Origin of the sequence: Nocardia sp. NPDC051787 (assembly GCF_040681325.1) — a bacterium.
In the GTDB taxonomy this organism is placed as follows: domain Bacteria; phylum Actinomycetota; class Actinomycetes; order Mycobacteriales; family Mycobacteriaceae; genus Nocardia.
In genome coordinates, this window is record NZ_JBFAYO010000008.1 from 1 (window position 1) to 15,185 (window position 15,185).

The 15,185-nt window shown below is 64.3% G+C and carries 13 protein-coding genes; 7 read left to right on the top strand and 6 right to left on the bottom strand.

Going from position 1 to position 15,185, the window contains the following annotated elements:
- From AB0M45_RS10600 to AB0M45_RS10610, 3 genes are all read left to right on the top strand, one after another.
- The coding region (locus tag AB0M45_RS10600; RefSeq protein ID WP_364325603.1) for a flavodoxin-dependent (E)-4-hydroxy-3-methylbut-2-enyl-diphosphate synthase at positions 1–312 on the top strand (312 nt) is incomplete at its 5' end.
- Between the two features lie 70 nt (positions 313–382).
- Positions 383–1,243, top strand: a complete 861-nt coding sequence (locus AB0M45_RS10605; RefSeq protein ID WP_364325606.1) for a GNAT family N-acetyltransferase — start codon at positions 383–385, stop codon at positions 1,241–1,243.
- Between the two features lie 71 nt (positions 1,244–1,314).
- Positions 1,315–3,102, top strand: coding sequence for a penicillin-binding transpeptidase domain-containing protein (locus tag AB0M45_RS10610; protein WP_364325609.1), 1,788 nt, complete (start codon positions 1,315–1,317; stop codon positions 3,100–3,102).
- Positions 3,103–3,225: 123 nt separating this feature from the next.
- Here AB0M45_RS10610 and AB0M45_RS10615 read toward each other — a convergent pair whose 3' ends face one another.
- The 6 genes from AB0M45_RS10615 to AB0M45_RS10640 form a co-directional block, all read right to left on the bottom strand.
- Positions 3,226–4,194 (bottom strand): hypothetical protein, encoded by a 969-nt coding sequence (locus tag AB0M45_RS10615; RefSeq protein WP_364325612.1) that lies wholly within the window; start codon positions 4,192–4,194, stop codon positions 3,226–3,228.
- A 122-nt stretch (positions 4,195–4,316) separates the two neighbouring features.
- Entirely contained in the window at positions 4,317–8,987 is a 4,671-nt protein-coding gene (locus AB0M45_RS10620) for an IPT/TIG domain-containing protein (protein ID WP_364325615.1), read from the bottom strand.
- A 324-nt stretch (positions 8,988–9,311) separates the two neighbouring features.
- A complete protein-coding gene (locus tag AB0M45_RS10625) occupies positions 9,312–9,617 on the bottom strand; it encodes a hypothetical protein (protein ID WP_364325618.1) in 306 nt (101 codons plus the stop codon).
- Positions 9,614–10,051: a hypothetical protein gene (locus AB0M45_RS10630; RefSeq protein WP_364325621.1), complete on the bottom strand. Its 438-nt coding sequence runs from the start codon at positions 10,049–10,051 to the stop codon at positions 9,614–9,616. Before AB0M45_RS10630 ends, AB0M45_RS10625 begins: the two co-directional genes overlap by 4 nt.
- The gene (locus tag AB0M45_RS10635) at positions 10,048–10,269 is read right to left on the bottom strand and encodes a hypothetical protein (RefSeq protein WP_364325624.1); all 222 of its coding nucleotides are present in this window, start codon (positions 10,267–10,269) and stop codon (positions 10,048–10,050) included. The genes AB0M45_RS10630 and AB0M45_RS10635 overlap by 4 nt, the downstream gene beginning before the upstream one ends.
- Positions 10,270–11,414: 1,145 nt before the next feature.
- Complete coding sequence (locus AB0M45_RS10640) at positions 11,415–11,768, bottom strand: hypothetical protein (RefSeq protein WP_364325627.1); 354 nt, start codon at positions 11,766–11,768, stop codon at positions 11,415–11,417.
- Positions 11,769–12,171: 403 nt separating this feature from the next.
- On the opposite strand from AB0M45_RS10640, the gene AB0M45_RS10645 reads away from it, so the two are divergent.
- The 4 genes from AB0M45_RS10645 to AB0M45_RS10660 all read left to right on the top strand — a co-directional run bounded on the left by AB0M45_RS10645 (position 12,172) and on the right by AB0M45_RS10660 (position 15,057).
- Positions 12,172–12,495: a hypothetical protein gene (locus tag AB0M45_RS10645; protein ID WP_364325630.1), complete on the top strand. Its 324-nt coding sequence runs from the start codon at positions 12,172–12,174 to the stop codon at positions 12,493–12,495.
- A 634-nt stretch (positions 12,496–13,129) separates the two neighbouring features.
- On the top strand, positions 13,130–13,921 hold the full coding sequence (locus AB0M45_RS10650; RefSeq protein ID WP_364325633.1) for a hypothetical protein: 792 nt from the start codon (positions 13,130–13,132) through the stop codon (positions 13,919–13,921).
- Positions 13,921–14,250, top strand: coding sequence for a hypothetical protein (locus tag AB0M45_RS10655; RefSeq protein WP_364325636.1), 330 nt, complete (start codon positions 13,921–13,923; stop codon positions 14,248–14,250). Before AB0M45_RS10650 ends, AB0M45_RS10655 begins: the two co-directional genes overlap by 1 nt.
- A complete protein-coding gene (locus AB0M45_RS10660) occupies positions 14,251–15,057 on the top strand; it encodes a hypothetical protein (RefSeq protein ID WP_364325639.1) in 807 nt (268 codons plus the stop codon).
- The last annotated feature ends 128 nt before the right edge of the window (positions 15,058–15,185 follow it).

The following is a 15,185-nucleotide window of genomic DNA, read 5'->3' on the forward strand; positions in this document are numbered from 1 at the left end:
CCGTCTTGCGGGCGCGCGCAGGTCGATGTGTACACCCTGGCCAACGAGGTGACCGCCGGTCTGGAGGGCATGGAGGTGCCGCTGCGGGTGGCCGTCATGGGCTGCGTGGTGAACGGGCCCGGCGAGGCGCGCGAAGCCGATCTGGGCGTGGCCTCCGGTAACGGCAAGGGCCAGATCTTCGTCAAGGGTGAAGTCGTCAAGACCGTCCCGGAGGCGCAGATCGTCGAAACGCTCATCGAAGAGGCGATGCGCATCGCCGAGGAGATGGGCGAGGGCGCGGGCACCGGCGAACCGGTCGTCACGGTCAGCTGAGCGCAACGCGCCGACCTGGGCTTTCGGCATAGCCATACCGTATGGCGCCGGTTCGTGGCAGGCTGTCACCGTGCGGAGTCTGCTGGAGCCGGCGCGACGGGCCAAATACGCCCCTGCGCGGCAGCTCGCGAACCGGGATTTGGCGCAGGTGCTGCGGGTGCTGGATGCCGATCCGGTGGCCGCGTGCATGGTCGCCGCCCGACTACAGGAATTCGGTCTGGACACATGTGGCCAGGGCGAGCTGTGGAGCAGGGGTGGTCCGGCGGAGTCGCTGTGCTTCTCCGGTGCGAACCTGGTGCCGCTGCTGGGTGACCGAGACGCACTGCGCGCGTTCGCCGACCGAGCGGTCCGTTGGCCGCGGATCTGTTCCTCGGTGGTAGGCCGCAGGGAGCTGGCGTTGCCGCTGTGGGAGATGCTGGCCGTGCACTGGGGCCCGGAACGGGAACTGCGCGGCGAACAACCGCTGCTCGCGCTTTCCCAGCCGCCGCTGGCCACGCCCGACCCGGCGGTCCGCAGGGTGCGTCCCGGCGAGCTCGATTGCTACCTCTCGGCCGCGATCGCGATGTTCATCGAGGAGGTCGGTGTCGATCCCCGCGCGGGCGACGGCGGGCGCGGCTACCGCCGCCGCATCCAGAGCCTCATCGAATCCGGTCGCGCCTGGGCCCGTTTCGAGGACGGGGAAGTCGTCTTCAAGGCCGAGGTCGGCTCGCTGTCCCGGCGCACCGGCCAGATCCAAGGGGTCTGGGTGCATCCCGACCATCGGGGAAACGGCCGCGGCACCGCGGGCACCGCGGCGATCGCGAGCGCGGTGGTCGCCTCCGGCCGCATCGCCAGCCTGTATGTGAACGACTACAACCGGATCGCTCGCCGCGCCTACAGCCGGGTCGGGTTCCGGCAGATCGCGACCTTCGCCACCGTCCTCGTCGACTGACGGCACGAGCCGTGGCGAATTCCGGAGTGCCGCAGGCGTTTGCCTGCCGGTGGCCACTACCATCGGTGCCGATGCCGACTCGGATGCTCCTCTCCCTCGCCGTCGCGGTGACCGCGGTGGCCGCCGCGGGTTGCGCGAGCCAGGCGCAGGGTCCGGTGCCCGCCGCGGACGCGTTCGTCAAGGCATTCGCCGAACACCGGGTGGACGCGGCCGCCGAACTGACCAATCTGCCCGAGAAGGCAAGCGGCGCATTGCGTTCGGCATGGCACCAGCTGCAGGCCGAACAGCTCACCGCACGCACCGGCGCGGCACGGGTCACCGGCGACACGGCGACCGTCGACTACACCTACGAGTGGCGGTTGCCCAAGAACCGGACTTGGAACTACTCGGGCCAGTTGCAGATGGGCCGCAGCAACGGGCGCTGGATGGTCCGCTGGACCTCCACCAACATTCATCCCCGGCTCGGCGACACCCAGACCATGGCGTTGCGGTCCAATCCGCCGGCGCGGGCGCGGGTCAACGAGCAGTCCGGTAGTGACGTACTGGTGCCCGGCAAAGTGTCCCGGGTCGCTTTCGCCGCGGCGCAAGCACCCGATGCCGCGGCGGTGGCTACCACCTTGGCCGCGGCGCTGAACCGTTTCGACAAATCGCTGACTCCGCACTCGATCCTCGGCGCGGCGAAGGCCGCTTCCGGCGCCTATACCGTCGCGCTGCTCAACGAGAACGAATCCGGCCAAGTGACTACCGATCTCATCGGACTGCCCGGCGTCACGCTGACCCAGCAGTGGGACCTGGTCGCCACCGACCGCGATTTCGCGCCGGATCTGCTCGCCCAGGTGCGCAAGACGGTGATCGCGGAGGTGGACGGCAAGGCGGGCTGGAGCGTGGTCACCATGAACGCCAACGGTGCCGACACCGACTTGCTCATCGACGTGCCGTCACAACCCGCGCCGTCGTTCTCGCTCAGCGTCGACCGCAATGTGCAGAACGCCGCGCAGCACGCCGTGGACGCGCGGACCGAGCAGACCATGATGGTGGTGCTGCGCCCGTCTACCGGCGCGATCCTGGCGGTGGCGCAGAACAAGGCCGCCGACCGGGACGGCCCGATCGCGACGATCGGGCAGTATCCGCCCGGTTCGGTGTTCAAGACGGTCACCGCGGCCGCGGCGATGTCGAACGGCCTCGCGACCCCCGACACGATGCTGCCCTGCCCGAGCCGGATAATCATCGGCGAGCGGACCATCCCCAACTACAACCTGTTCACGGTCGGCAACGTGCCGATGGCCACCGCTTACGAGCGTTCCTGCAATACGTCGTTCGCCAAACTCGCCAGTGAGCTGCCCGGTCCCGCACTGCACGACGCCGCCGCGAAACTGGGGATCGGGCCCGGCTATTCGGTGGTCGGGCTGCCGACGACATCCGGTTCGGTGCCGTCCTCCGACGATCTGGTCCAGCGCACCGAAGACGGCCTCGGCCAGGGCAGAGTGGTGGTCAGCCCGTTCGGTATGGCGCTCATGGCGGCGACCATCGCGCACGGCTCGGCGCCCGTGCCCTACCTGATCGCGGGGCGGCCCACCCGGGTCGACGGCGACCGTCCCGCGCTGGCCCGTGACGTGATCGAAGGGCTGCGCCTGATGATGCGCAAAGTGGTCACCGGCGGCACCGCCGAGCGGGTCGCCGACCAGGGCGAGGTGTCCGGCAAGACGGGCGAGGCCGAAGTCGACGGCGGGTCGCACTCCTGGTTCGTCGGGTTCCGCGGTGACATGGCGTTCGCCACGCTGCTGGTCAAAGGCGGTAGTTCCGACAATGCCGTCGCCGTGACACGAGATATGTTCGCCGCGTTGCCCGCCGGGTACTGAAGCGCCGTTCCCACACCGGAACAACCCAGAACAGAAGCTCATGGTGCCGTGGGCGGTCCAGCGGGAACCGCGCCACGGCAACCATCGTCGACCGATACTTCACGGGTGTGTCCTTCGTCGTGCCTATGCGATCAGCAGATGCTCCAAGCTGGTCGTCCGGTCGGAATACTCGTCGACACCGATGACCGCGACGAACTCCCGATCACCGGCACGCTGCTGGAGCGGGCTCCACGAGGTGGCGAGATACCAACCCGCGCCGACGGTGCCGTGCGGACCAATACCCCCGCAATAGATCCAATATCGGTCCGGATGCACATCCGGGCTCGGCCGCACCCGCGCGATGACGCCGATGTTGCGGTCGTCGTTCGAGTCGTATTCGCTTCCGTCGCTCAACCGCAGGTGCACCGAACGAGAGCCGTCATTGGCGGCGCTGTTACGGATGGTGAACAGCGGACGCTCGACGGCCTCGACGTACAGACGAGTGCAGCCATTGCCGCTCAGCCCGAAACTGATGTACGGCCGGTCGGAGCGGGCGACCATGTCGCGGTCGCTGCGCACGTCGGCTCGGATGCTGGTGTGGCGCTGGAGCAAGGAGAACACATACAGCAGTCCGCGGACATCGCTCTCCGTCACCATGGACGGGATGCCGACACCGGTCTCCTTTCCGAAGGGCCAGGAAATCCCGGCCGCTTGCAGTGTGTCGACCGATGGCCTGGTCAGCTCGTGTCTCGGGTACACCAGAGTCGTTCCCCTGGTGGTCATCTCCGCCCCGAGAAACGCCTCGAGCCGAATGTCGGTGCCGGAAGGACCAGCCCCCTGCGATCGGGGGTTGGCCGGTGTGGAGTTGGCCATCTGAAACAATCCTTCAACCGTCCAGCCCGGGAACATTCTCTCCAGCACCCGGCAGTGATAGTCGCGCGGAAGCCCGACCATACGACCCGACAACCACTGGTAGTACTGCGCCTTCGCCGGCCCGTGACCCGGCGGAATGGGCGGGTCGAGCTGCGCCGCGCACCTGTCGTACGCGGCCAGGAAATCCGGATGACTTTTGAGATGCCGCTCCGCCAGCAGCATCTTTAATACGGTCGCCAACGAAAACCCCCTTACCCCTGCAGCCCCCGTCCACGATGACGAAGGCTCTGTTGTATTCGCTCAACCGCAACGAAACTGGGCCGTCGGCAAATAGCCTGCCGACGGCCCAGCCGGATCAGCCGTTAAACATAGATGAAGCTGAGTCCATTACTCGTTCCTCCAGAGGTCGTGACGGTGAGTTGCACGGTTCCCGTCCCTGCGGGCGAGACGGCCGTGATCTGGGTGGCGGAGTCGACGGTGAACGACGCTGCCGGTGTGGCACCGAAGTCCACCGCGGTGGCCCCGGTCAGGTCCGTGCCGGTGATGACGACTGTCGTTCCACCTGCTTGCGGGCCTGTGTTGGGTACCGCCAGGGTGAGGGCGGGAACCGCGATGTAGGTGTAGGCGACGCCGGTGCTGGTTCCGCCCGGGGTCGTAGCGGTTATTTGCACAGTTCCGGTTCCCGCGGGGGCGACGGCCGTGATCTGGGTGGCGGAGTCGACGGTGAACGAGGTTGCCGGTGTGGCACCGAAGTTCACCGCGGTGGCTCCTGTCAGGGCCGTGCCGGTGAGGACGACCGTCGTACCGCCTGCTTCAGGACCTGTACTCGGTACCGCTACCGCGAGGGTGGGAACCGCGACGTAGGTGTAGCTGACGCCGTTGGTGGTTCCGCCCGGGGTGGTGGCGGTGACTTGCACAGTTCCGGTTCCCGCCGGGGCGACGGCCGTGATCTGAGTGGCGGAGTCGACGGTGAACGAGGTTGCCGGTGTGGCACCGAAGTTCACCGCGGTGGCTCCTGTCAGACCCGTGCCCGTGAGGACGACCGTCGTACCGCCTGCCTCGACTCCCACGATCGGGGCCAGCGTGCCCAAGGTGGGCACCGGGACGTAGGTGTAGGCGAGGCCGTTGCTGGTTCCGCCTGCTGTGGTGACGGCGATGTTCACCGTGCCTGTCCCGGCCGGGGCGACGGCGGTGACCTGTGTCGCGGAGTCGACGGTGAACGAGGTTGCCGGTGTGGCGCCGAAGTTCACCGCGGTGACCCCGGTCAGTCCCGTGCCCGTGAGGACGACCGTCGTACCACCCGCTTCCGAACCCACATTCGGAACGTCCGCGGTCAGGGTGGGCACCGCGACGTAGGTGTAGGCGACGCCGTTGGTGGTTCCACCCGCAGTGGTCGCGGTGACCAGCACGGTTCCGGTCCCGGCTGGGGCGACGGCCGTGATCTGGGTTGCGGAGTCGACGGTGAACGAGGTTGCCGGTGTGGCACCGAAGTTGACCGCTGTGGCTCCGGTCAGTCCCGATCCGGTCAGGACGACTGTCGTACCACCTGTGACCGAGCCCAGATTCGGAGCCAGCGTGGCGAGAGTGGGCACCGCGACGTAGGTGTAGGCGACGCCGTTGGTGGTTCCACCCGCCGTGGTGGCGGTGACTTGCACAGTTCCGGTCCCCGCCGGGGCGACAGCCGTGATCTGCGTGTCGGAGTCGACGATGAACGAGGTCGCCGGTGTGGCACCGAAGTTCACCGCAGACGTCGTGGACAGCGCCGTCCCGGTCAGGACGACAATCGTCGCGCCTGTTACCGGGCCCACATTCGGAACCACCGTGGTGAGGGTGGGTATCGGAATGTAGGTGAAGGCCACGCCGCTACTGGTTCCGCCCGCGGTGGTGACGGTGGCTTGCACGGTTCCCGTCCCGGCTGGTGTGACGGCCGTGATCTGAGTGGCGGAGTCGACGGTGAACGACGTTGCCGGTGTGGCACCGAAGTTGACCGCTGTGGCTCCGGTCAGACCCGCGCCGGTGAGAACGACCGTCGTGCCGCCTGCCGCTGGGCCTACATTCGGAACGATGGTGGTGACGGTGGGTACCGGAATGTAGGTGTAGGCGACGCCGCTACTGGTTCCGCCCGGGGTGGTGACGGTGAGTTGCACCGTCCCGGTCCCGGCCGGGGCTGTAGCGGTGATCTGAGTGGCGGAGTCGACGGTGAACGACGTTGCCGGTGTGGCACCGAAGTTGACCGCTGTGGCTCCGGTCAGACCCGTTCCGGTGATGATTACTGTCGTGCCACCGGTCGCCGGACCCACATTCGGGACCACCGTCGTGACAGCGGGTACCGGAATGTAGGTGAAGGAGAGGCCGTTGGTGGTACCGCCCGCCGTGGTGGCGGTGACCTGCACCGTCCCGGTCCCGGCCGGGGAGACCGCCGTGACCTGCGTATCGGAGTTGACGGTGAACGAGGTGGCCGGTGTGGCACCGAAGTTGACCGCCGTAGCCCCCGTCAGACCCGTACCGGTGAGGACCACCGTGGTTCCGCCCGCGGCCACGCCGGAATTCGGTACCAGCGTGGTGAGAGTCGGCACCGCGATGTAGGTATAGGCGACGCCGTTGCTGGTTCCGCCTACGGTGGTAGCGGTGACCTGCACGGTTCCCGTCCCGGCCGGTGCGACGGCGGTGATCTGGGTAGCCGAGTCGACGGTGAACGAGGTTGCCGGTGTGGCACCGAAGTTCACCGCGGTAGTTCCCGTCAGACCTGTACCGGTGAGGACGACCGTCGTCCCGCCGGTCACCGGTCCGACACTCGGAACCACTGTGGTGAGGGTGGGCACCGCGATGTAGGTGTAGGCGACGCCGTTGCTGGTTCCGCCTACGGTGGTGACGGTGACCTGCACCGTTCCCGTGCCTGCTGGGCTGACCGCGGTGATCTGGGTGGCGGAGTCGACGGTGAACGAGGCTGCCGGTGTGCCACCGAAGTTGACCGCTGTGGCTCCGGTCAGACCTGTGCCGGTGATGACGACCGTCGTTCCGCCGGTTACCGAGCCCACATTCGGTACCACTGTGGTGATGGTGGGCACCGCGATGTAGGTGAAGGCGACGCCGTTACTGGTTCCGCCGACGGTGGTGACCGTGACTTGCACGGTTCCCGTGCCCGCCGGTGCGACAGCGGTGATCTGCGTGTCGGAGTTGACGGTGAACGAGGTTGCCGGTGTGGCACCGAAGTTGACCGCGGTGGCTCCGGTCAGACCTGTGCCGGTAATGACGACCGTCGTTCCGCCGGTTACCGAGCCCACATTCGGTACCACTGTGGTGATGGTGGGCAAAGCGACATAGGTGTAGGCGACGCCGTTGGTAGTTCCACCCGGAGTGGTGGCGGTGACCTGCACGGTCCCGGTTCCCGCCGGTGCGACGGCGGTGATCTGGGTAGCCGAGTCGACGGTGAACGAGGTTGCCGGTGTGGCACCGAAGTTCACCGCGGTAGTTCCCGTCAGACCTGTACCGGTGAGGACGACCGTCGTCCCGCCGGTCACCGGCCCGACACTCGGAACCACTGTGGTGAGGGTGGGCACCGCGACGTAGGTGTAGGCGACGCCGTTGCTGGTCCCGCCCGTGGTAGTGACGGTGACCTGCACGGTTCCCGTCCCGGCCGGTGCCACGGCGGTGATCTGGGTAGCCGAGTCGACGGTGAACGAGGCTGCCGGTGTGGCACCGAAGTTGACCGCGGTGGCTCCGGTCAGACCCGTGCCCGTGAGGACGACCGTTGTCCCGCCGGTTACCGGCCCGGCATTCGGCACCACCGTGGTGAGAGTGGGCGCCGCGACGTAGCTGTAAGCGACGCCATTGCTGGTTCCACCTGGGGTGGTGGCGGTGATCTGCACGGTCCCGGTTCCCGCCGGTGCGACGGCGGTGATCTGGGTGGCGGAGTTGACGATGAACGAGGTAGCCGGTGTGGCACCGAAGTTGACCGCCGTGGTTCCCGTCAGACCTGTACCGGTGAGGACGACTGTTGTCCCGCCGGTCGCCGGCCCGGTATTCGGCACCGCTGTGGTCAGTGTGGGCGCGCCGACGTAGGTGAAGCCGACGCCGTTGGTGGTTCCTCCGGCTGTCGTGACGGTGACCTGCACGGCTCCCGACCCGGCTGGTGTGACGGCCGTGATCTGGGTGTCGGAGTTGACGGTGAACGAAGCCGCCGGTGTGGCACCGAAATTGACCGCGGTGGCCGTGGACAGACCCGTTCCGGTGAGGATGACCGTCGTGCCGCCGGTCGCGGGACCGGTATTGGGGGCGACGCTGGTCAGGCTGGGAACTCCGGCGTAGGTGTAGGAGACGCCGTTGCTGGTTCCACCCGAGCCGGTGACCGTGACTTGTACCGTGCCGGACCCGGCTGGCGCGATGGCCGTGATCTGGGTCGGCGAATTGACGGTGAAAATGGTTGCGTTGTTACCGAACCGTACCGTCAGGGGGCCGGTGAAGCCGGTGCCGGTGATGACGACACTGTTGCCGCCCGCCGCGGGGCCCGCGGTCGGCGAGATGGAAGTGATGGTCGGGACCACCACGTAGACGTAAGTGACCGGGTTACTGGTGCCGCCCGGACCGGTGACAGTGATCGACACGATCCCGCTCCCGGGCGGGGATACGGCGGTGATCTGGGTGTCGGAGTCGACCGTGAACGAAGTGGCGGGCGTGCTACCGAAATTGACCGCGGTGACTCCGGTCAGGCCCGAGCCGGTGAGCGTGACTGTCGTGCCGCCCGCGGTGGACCCTTGGCTGGGGGAGACGCTGTTCAACGCGGGAACCGGGACATAGGTGAAGGGAACCCCGTTGCTGGTGCCAGTTGTCGAGGTGGTAACGGTGACCAACACCGTCCCGGACAAGTTGGCAGGAGCGATCGCCGTGATCTGCGTGGGCGAGTCCACCGTGAAAGTGGTCGCCACATTGCCGAACTTCACGCTTGTGACAATCGGGACGAACCCGGTACCGGTGATCGTCACAGTCGTATTGGCGGGCCCCGATGTTGGGGAGATGGAAGTGATGGTAGGCATGCTGCTGCCTCCTCGTTGCTGGGGTGATCGTTCTTCTGCACCGGGGGGTGCCCGACTCGCTCAATGGCCCGGCTACTTTCCATTAACACTCCTGAACCAGCACCTGGGCAACGAGTCTCGAATCCGTTTTGGTCCGTTTTCGGATTGGCCGTGTGTCGCCCGTGACCAGCGCCGCAGGCCTTGCGGCAGCGGCGTTTTCGCCAGGCCACCGGTCGCCGCCCGGCAAGGGCCGCCGGTATCGGACGCGGAAACCGGGGGCTGCCATGAGCGTTCGGCAATCCCGCGGAAACCGCCTCGGCAGTGGCCCGTCCAGGAGTATGGTCGTCACAGGAACAGTTCGGGCGGGTCGTCGAATTCGAGGCCCGCCTGCCGCGCCCGCGTCACCATCTTCCGATCCCATTCCCGGTGCACTCGCAGCGCCATACGGAACTCGCCCATTTGCTCGGACATCAGTTGCGTCTGCGAAATGGCTAGGTCGCTCAGCACCTTCGCGGCGTCGGCCTTCGTCTTGGTCATGGTGGCGTCGACGTCGCCGCGCTTGAACCAGGCCGTCACGATCGCCGACAGCACCGAGGAGCTGGCGATCAGCACGAGCGCCGCGAACACCGGCGACTGCTGGACCATAGTCATGGCTCCTCCTTCATCTTCACCGCGTGCAGGATCTGCACGTCCTGCAACACCTGCCGGCGCTTCCACAGGAACGCGAGACCCAGCGCGATGGGTAGCGGCCCGCCGAGAATCGTGGCGGGACCGAGAGTTCGATGCTGGAACTGCATCACCAGTAGCTGACCGCCGAATGCCATCAGCGACCAGCCGAGCGCCCCCAATCCGATCTGCTCGATCAGGTAGCCCCACACGCGCCGGGCGAACACGCCGACCAGCGTCGCCAGGCAGCCGATCAACATGAGGACCAGCCACAGCACCCGGAATCCCGGTGGCATGCTCGAGGTAGCGGAACCCGGTGGCGGACCGTAAACGGCCTGCAATAGGGCGGAGGCCCCGAAGACAGCGCACAGGACCACTTCGAAGGGATCGTGGCGTGTGGTCGTCTTCGGGGTCCTCATGCGGGTTCACCACTGCGCGGCGGCGCTGGGCTCACCCGGTGGCGCGCCGACTCGACGGCTGGAAGTCCCAGCGCCGCCGCGACAACGGCGAGGATGAATCCGGACGCGTCGGCCGAGACGACCCCCTTGGTGACCCCGTACCCGATGAGCGCTACCAGCAGCGGGTACAGCAGGGCGCGAACGGGCTCGCTACGCAGGGCGGTGAGTATTGTGTTCATTGGTTTCCCTTTCTCTTTTGTGTGGGTCGTGTGGGTTGTGCGGAAGCTCATCGGTGTTCGACGGCTGGGTCGTGTCCCGATACACGAGCCCGTTTTGCCGGAGTTCTGGATGGCCCGTATCCCAGCGGATTTCGCCGGAGTAGGGCAGCCGAGGCTGCCACTCTCGTGCCCGCTGGGTTTCAGCGGTTTGCGGATCACTGCGTATACAGCAGGGGTTCCTGCCCTCGCGCCGGTACAACGCGTCCGGTCGGTAGTCCCTGCGCCTCGCCCCGCTGCTTCCGGCTGGGGTTGTTCAGCACGGTGCGTCGGTGACGTCGGATCCGCGACGAACAGGGGACCTTAGTCGAACCCGTATGTGGAATAGGGGGGTTCATGGCGCCGTTCGTCTGCGTGCACCGGGGAGTAGTGGCGAGTTACCGTGACACGGGGACCCCGCGACTGCTGCCCCGAGGACGGGGAGAGGAAAGTAGGCATGCGCTGCCTCCTAGTTTGCTGATTCCTCTATACCGGGGGGTGCCCGACTCTGGTAGTGGCCCGGTTACATACCTCCATTAACCCCCTGGGACCTGCACTTAGGCAACGCATCCCAGCATCCGTTTTTGTCCGTTTTCCGGATTGTTGCCAGGTGTTGACGGTACGGGCGGGTATCCGAGTTTCGGGATGGTCCTGTAGAACGTTGCTACAGCAGGGTTCTCGCGAGTACGACTTCGGCTTGCGCGTCGCGGCAAGACTCCGGGCGTGCCGGATGGCAGGCGCACGAGTCGCCGCCCCAAGATGCCTCACCCCATGAGAAGCGCCTCATGGACAGCGCCGAACGAACACTGCGTATGGACCGGCATGAGTTGGGGAAGCAGCTAGGAGGAAGGCGCTTCTAGCGCTTGGTGCGCTGTTCGCGGCCACGTCTCCGGCTGTGCGGGTGCTGCCGCGCCGTGCTACACGAGGTACTGCGTAAGCATTGGGCCGATCATGGTGAACCAACGGCCGAACCCCTCGAAGCCGACGACCTCTGCGCTCGGCACCGACAGCTCCTCTGCGGCCTCATCTTTCGCGGCCCAACCGAAGACCCGAGTTTGCCCCGAACGCGCGCGACAGCGTCAGGGGTCCGTCGATGAGTCGTCAGCAGCAGTTCATCGTGCGGCCTCCGGTCAGTAGCGGCGCGGCTCGGCGGCGATCCAGCGGCCGGTCGACTTCAAGGCAGCAAGAACCAGAATGGGCAGCACGGGGACCGCCATCGTTAGCAAAATCGGGTCTTCCGAGCGTATGACGGCGGCGAGGACATAGGTAAGTCCGAGCACGGAATCAATGATCACCAGTACCCGACCGGCTGTGGTGCGACAGAACAACAGGATCGCGCCGAGTGACCAGAGGATCGCCGCGGCCCCGACCAAACCGATCGACCGGATCGCACCGCCCGACAGATACTCTCGGTTGTCAAACGCGTATATGGCCCCGGAAAAGGTTCCGAGTACACAGATCAGTCCGATACCCAGCGATAGCACAGCCGCGCCGATTGCGGTGGCTCCGCTCGGTTCGGGTACTGGGCGGCCCAACCCCGTCGGTGACACCTCGCCGCCAACGCCACCATATGGATACCCCATTGAAATCCCCCTTCTTCGATCGGGAACCTTACCTCACCACAACCGGTTCGGCTGTTCGTCGGCAGTCTTCCGCTGGCACGTTGGATCATTCTGTATCGGGACCGGATTCGCTGAACGCCTCCGGATCGGAGGCAGGGTCACAAGTGGCTGGCGTCCGCGGCCATACTTCGTGATGATGTGAGATAGCGGCTGATTCGCTGAGTCTGGCTGGTGCGCGGCCACAGCGTGGGACACGAGACCGGGATTCTCATACCGATCTGCGCGAGAGTTGTACCCAGTGGCCTGCTCGGGTAGTAGTCGGAGGGTGAAGGGTCAGCCTCAACTGCTCCCGGCCGGTGCGGGCCCGGTTTTCGACGTCAAGGTCATTTTGGATGGCACTGTCGACATGCGCACCTACCAGCGCAAGTACCTCGTCATCTACTCGCAGCAGCAGGGGCAGATCGGCTGGAGCCCGGCGCCCCTGCTCCAGGCCGACTATCAGGGCACCGTGTCGGCTCTGACAGCGTGTATCGAGTATTTGGACGAGCATTTCGGCTGGGAACTGGTGACCATCTTCAACCGTCAGGTCGAGGCGTGGTGCGTTCACTACGCAATGCTTCGCCGTCGAACCCCACCTCAGCAGGCATGAACGTGAACTACCCCGAAGGCTTGCAGGATCTCCGGCGGAGTACTGCAACAGCACTCGCCAGACCAGGTTGCGGTAGGTGGGATGCGTCGGTGTGGGGGACGTCGACGGAACGATGACGTGCATCGCGGCGGGGTTCACGCGCGCGGAGCCTTGGCCGTGGACATACGATTACGCCTCCTAGGACGGAACGCGGGTTCGCACACCAGCCCACGTTGTGCCACTCCCCACGTGGTTGTAGCCTGTCCCGCAGGCCGGGCAAGGGAGTTACCCGGCGAACGTGTAGCCCGCATCCGCGGCATACACATGGGGGGAGGCGACCACGGCACACAAATTCCGCGTACGGGCATTGGATTAGCCACGGCTGTTCACCACAGTCGCTATGAAGAGGTCGGCACTAGTCGTTCGATCCATCGCGATTCATAACCTTCGATGCCGCATTGGCCAGCGTATCAAACATATCGGAAAGAAGTATGGTATTGGAGCTTGATTCATTGACGACGCGAAAGCGACATCTGGCGAGAAGGGGTACTACCGCCGCGGCGGCGTTACTTTACGTGAGTAGGGTTTCGATGCTGATTTCAATCCAGAGAATGCAGTCCGCATCATCGGCCAGCGGTCTCTATGAGGTGCAGTAATGGCAGTCCAAGGGTACTACAACCACTATGACGATCCAGACGACGAGTTTGGGGTTGATGAGCCGCTCGACAGGAGACGCGATACCTTTCCTGCAGGCTCTACTCGTGATCCTGCTGTCCCTCCGCCGGGTCCTGAGATGACCCCCGGTCCGTCGAAATCTGCACGACGCTCCACGGATGACTACCCGGATAGAAGTGAACACACCCACGAAGTCGCCTCGAACCCGTACCAAAAATCATCGCTTGTGGAAGTCGAGTTGAGGCTCGACCGGCTACCTACGGCTATCAAGCTGAGTCGTACGTGGAAAGATGCGTTCGACCCATCACAGTATGGGAAGTCGATCATGGATGCCTATCGATATTCGGTTTTCGAAACGGCGATCCGCATCGCCGAGTCGGGTAGCATACCACCTGCAACATTGCCGACTCTGCGGGATGTCGCACCGCTCCTCCTGCGGACTCGCACTTATGACGAGTTTCGAGATCTATACCACCAGCTATTTCATCTGGAAACGTACACCGTCTACGGCCCGGGGTATAACGAGTACGACGAGCCGGGGATAGTTGTCACTGCGACACGGTCGAAACTCGTTTCGCTCACGATCGACCCGAGCTGGGCTATGACCATAGATTCGAATTATATCGCACAGGATATTGTTGAATGCTGCAATCGGGTTCGCGCAAAGAAAACTGAGGTCGTGCGGGATATCTATCTTGATCAAGAGTCGAATCGGGAACTGGCGGCTCGCCTGAATCGCCACGAAAAAATACTATTGGGGAATGTGTTCTGATGGCGCGCGACTTGAAAGTAGAACTCGGAGAGCTCGAAAATGTATCCAGGGCTTGGCTCACAGAGGTGGCCCCGAAGCTGAGGCAATCAGCGCAGTCGATCGAAGAGCTCAAGTATACGGCAGTTCAGTTCGGGCCTCTTTTTATTGGGGCATGGAATGCATATAACAAGGCCGCTATTTACATTCAAGAACGCCTCAATGAAGCGGTGCCTGCGACTGAGCAGATCGGAAATGCTCTGCACGCCGCCGTCGTCAGCTTCGATGCGCAGCAAACTGAGCAGGAGCAGGGCATGCACAAGCTCGCGGGAGAGATGGACTTTTCGATTTAAATGAGCGACTTTCCGGAGTTGACGCAAGAGAACCTGGCCACCCTCCGCGACGAATTCTCGCAGAAAGTGGAGGAGCTAAAAGGGCTTCCTTCCAAAGTAAATGAAGGATACGACAAACTAAAGATTATATCTCTGGCGTCCTATCTTGCGCTCTCCCACGTAAGGGACGAGATACAAGACAATCTGAAGGAAGTTACTTCGAAGATCGGGGAGGCTGTGGAAGGGATGTTCGCCCCGTGGTTGTTCGTAGATTACGCGTCCAAATGGCAGCAGGTGGGCGCCCTCGTCGGCAATGCCTACGGTATTCAAAATAGGGAAGAGTATAACTTGGAGGGCAATTGGGACGGAAGTGCCTATAAGTCCTACAAGGAATCGAAGACCTACCAGGCGACGGCCATGACCACAGTCAAGGATCTGTGTGACAAGGTCCACGAGAAACTTCTGACAATAGCGGAGGAAGGACGGATATTTTATAAGGCAATTATTGATAAGCTGGCGACGATAATTGGCGAAGTCGGCGTCTTCTTGGCGGAGTCGATCGGGACCGGGGGCGCTGCTGTGGTCTGGACCGTGAACGACCTCAATGCCGCGATTGTCGCCTCTGTCGAACTTATTTTCGAGGCAATAACCAATTTTGCCGAAGTTCAGACGAAGGTGTGGATCGCATCGAACGAACTCCAGAATATGATCAAAAGCCCGGTGGGATTGGCTGTCAACGCGCAGGGTAAAGATGCGTGGCCAAGCCCCAACACCAACGAGTACGACAGTAAGGACGACGATTGGCACCTGGATGGTGAGGATAAATGATTGTCACGGGATGTTGGGGGTGTCAAGATGTCCAACTTCAGTTCTCCGGCGAACGAGGCAACTGTTGTTTGTCGATCTCAACGCAAGGAAGGAGGCGCTGAAGTGCCCCTAGAAGATCTCGCGACACC

Bases quoted from the DNA above. Each gene is read 5' to 3' on its own strand.
- AB0M45_RS10610 (WP_364325609.1), top strand. From the start codon at position 1,315: ATGCCGACTCGGATGCTCCTCTCCCTCGCCGTCGCGGTGACCGCGGTG.
- AB0M45_RS10620 (WP_364325615.1), bottom strand. From the start codon at position 8,987: ATGCCTACCATCACTTCCATCTCCCCAACATCGGGGCCCGCCAATACG.
- AB0M45_RS10625 (WP_364325618.1), bottom strand. From the start codon at position 9,617: ATGACTATGGTCCAGCAGTCGCCGGTGTTCGCGGCGCTCGTGCTGATC.
- AB0M45_RS10630 (WP_364325621.1), bottom strand. From the start codon at position 10,051: ATGAGGACCCCGAAGACGACCACACGCCACGATCCCTTCGAAGTGGTC.
- AB0M45_RS10635 (WP_364325624.1), bottom strand. From the start codon at position 10,269: ATGAACACAATACTCACCGCCCTGCGTAGCGAGCCCGTTCGCGCCCTG.
- AB0M45_RS10650 (WP_364325633.1), top strand. From the start codon at position 13,130: ATGGCAGTCCAAGGGTACTACAACCACTATGACGATCCAGACGACGAG.
- AB0M45_RS10655 (WP_364325636.1), top strand. From the start codon at position 13,921: ATGGCGCGCGACTTGAAAGTAGAACTCGGAGAGCTCGAAAATGTATCC.
- AB0M45_RS10660 (WP_364325639.1), top strand. From the start codon at position 14,251: ATGAGCGACTTTCCGGAGTTGACGCAAGAGAACCTGGCCACCCTCCGC.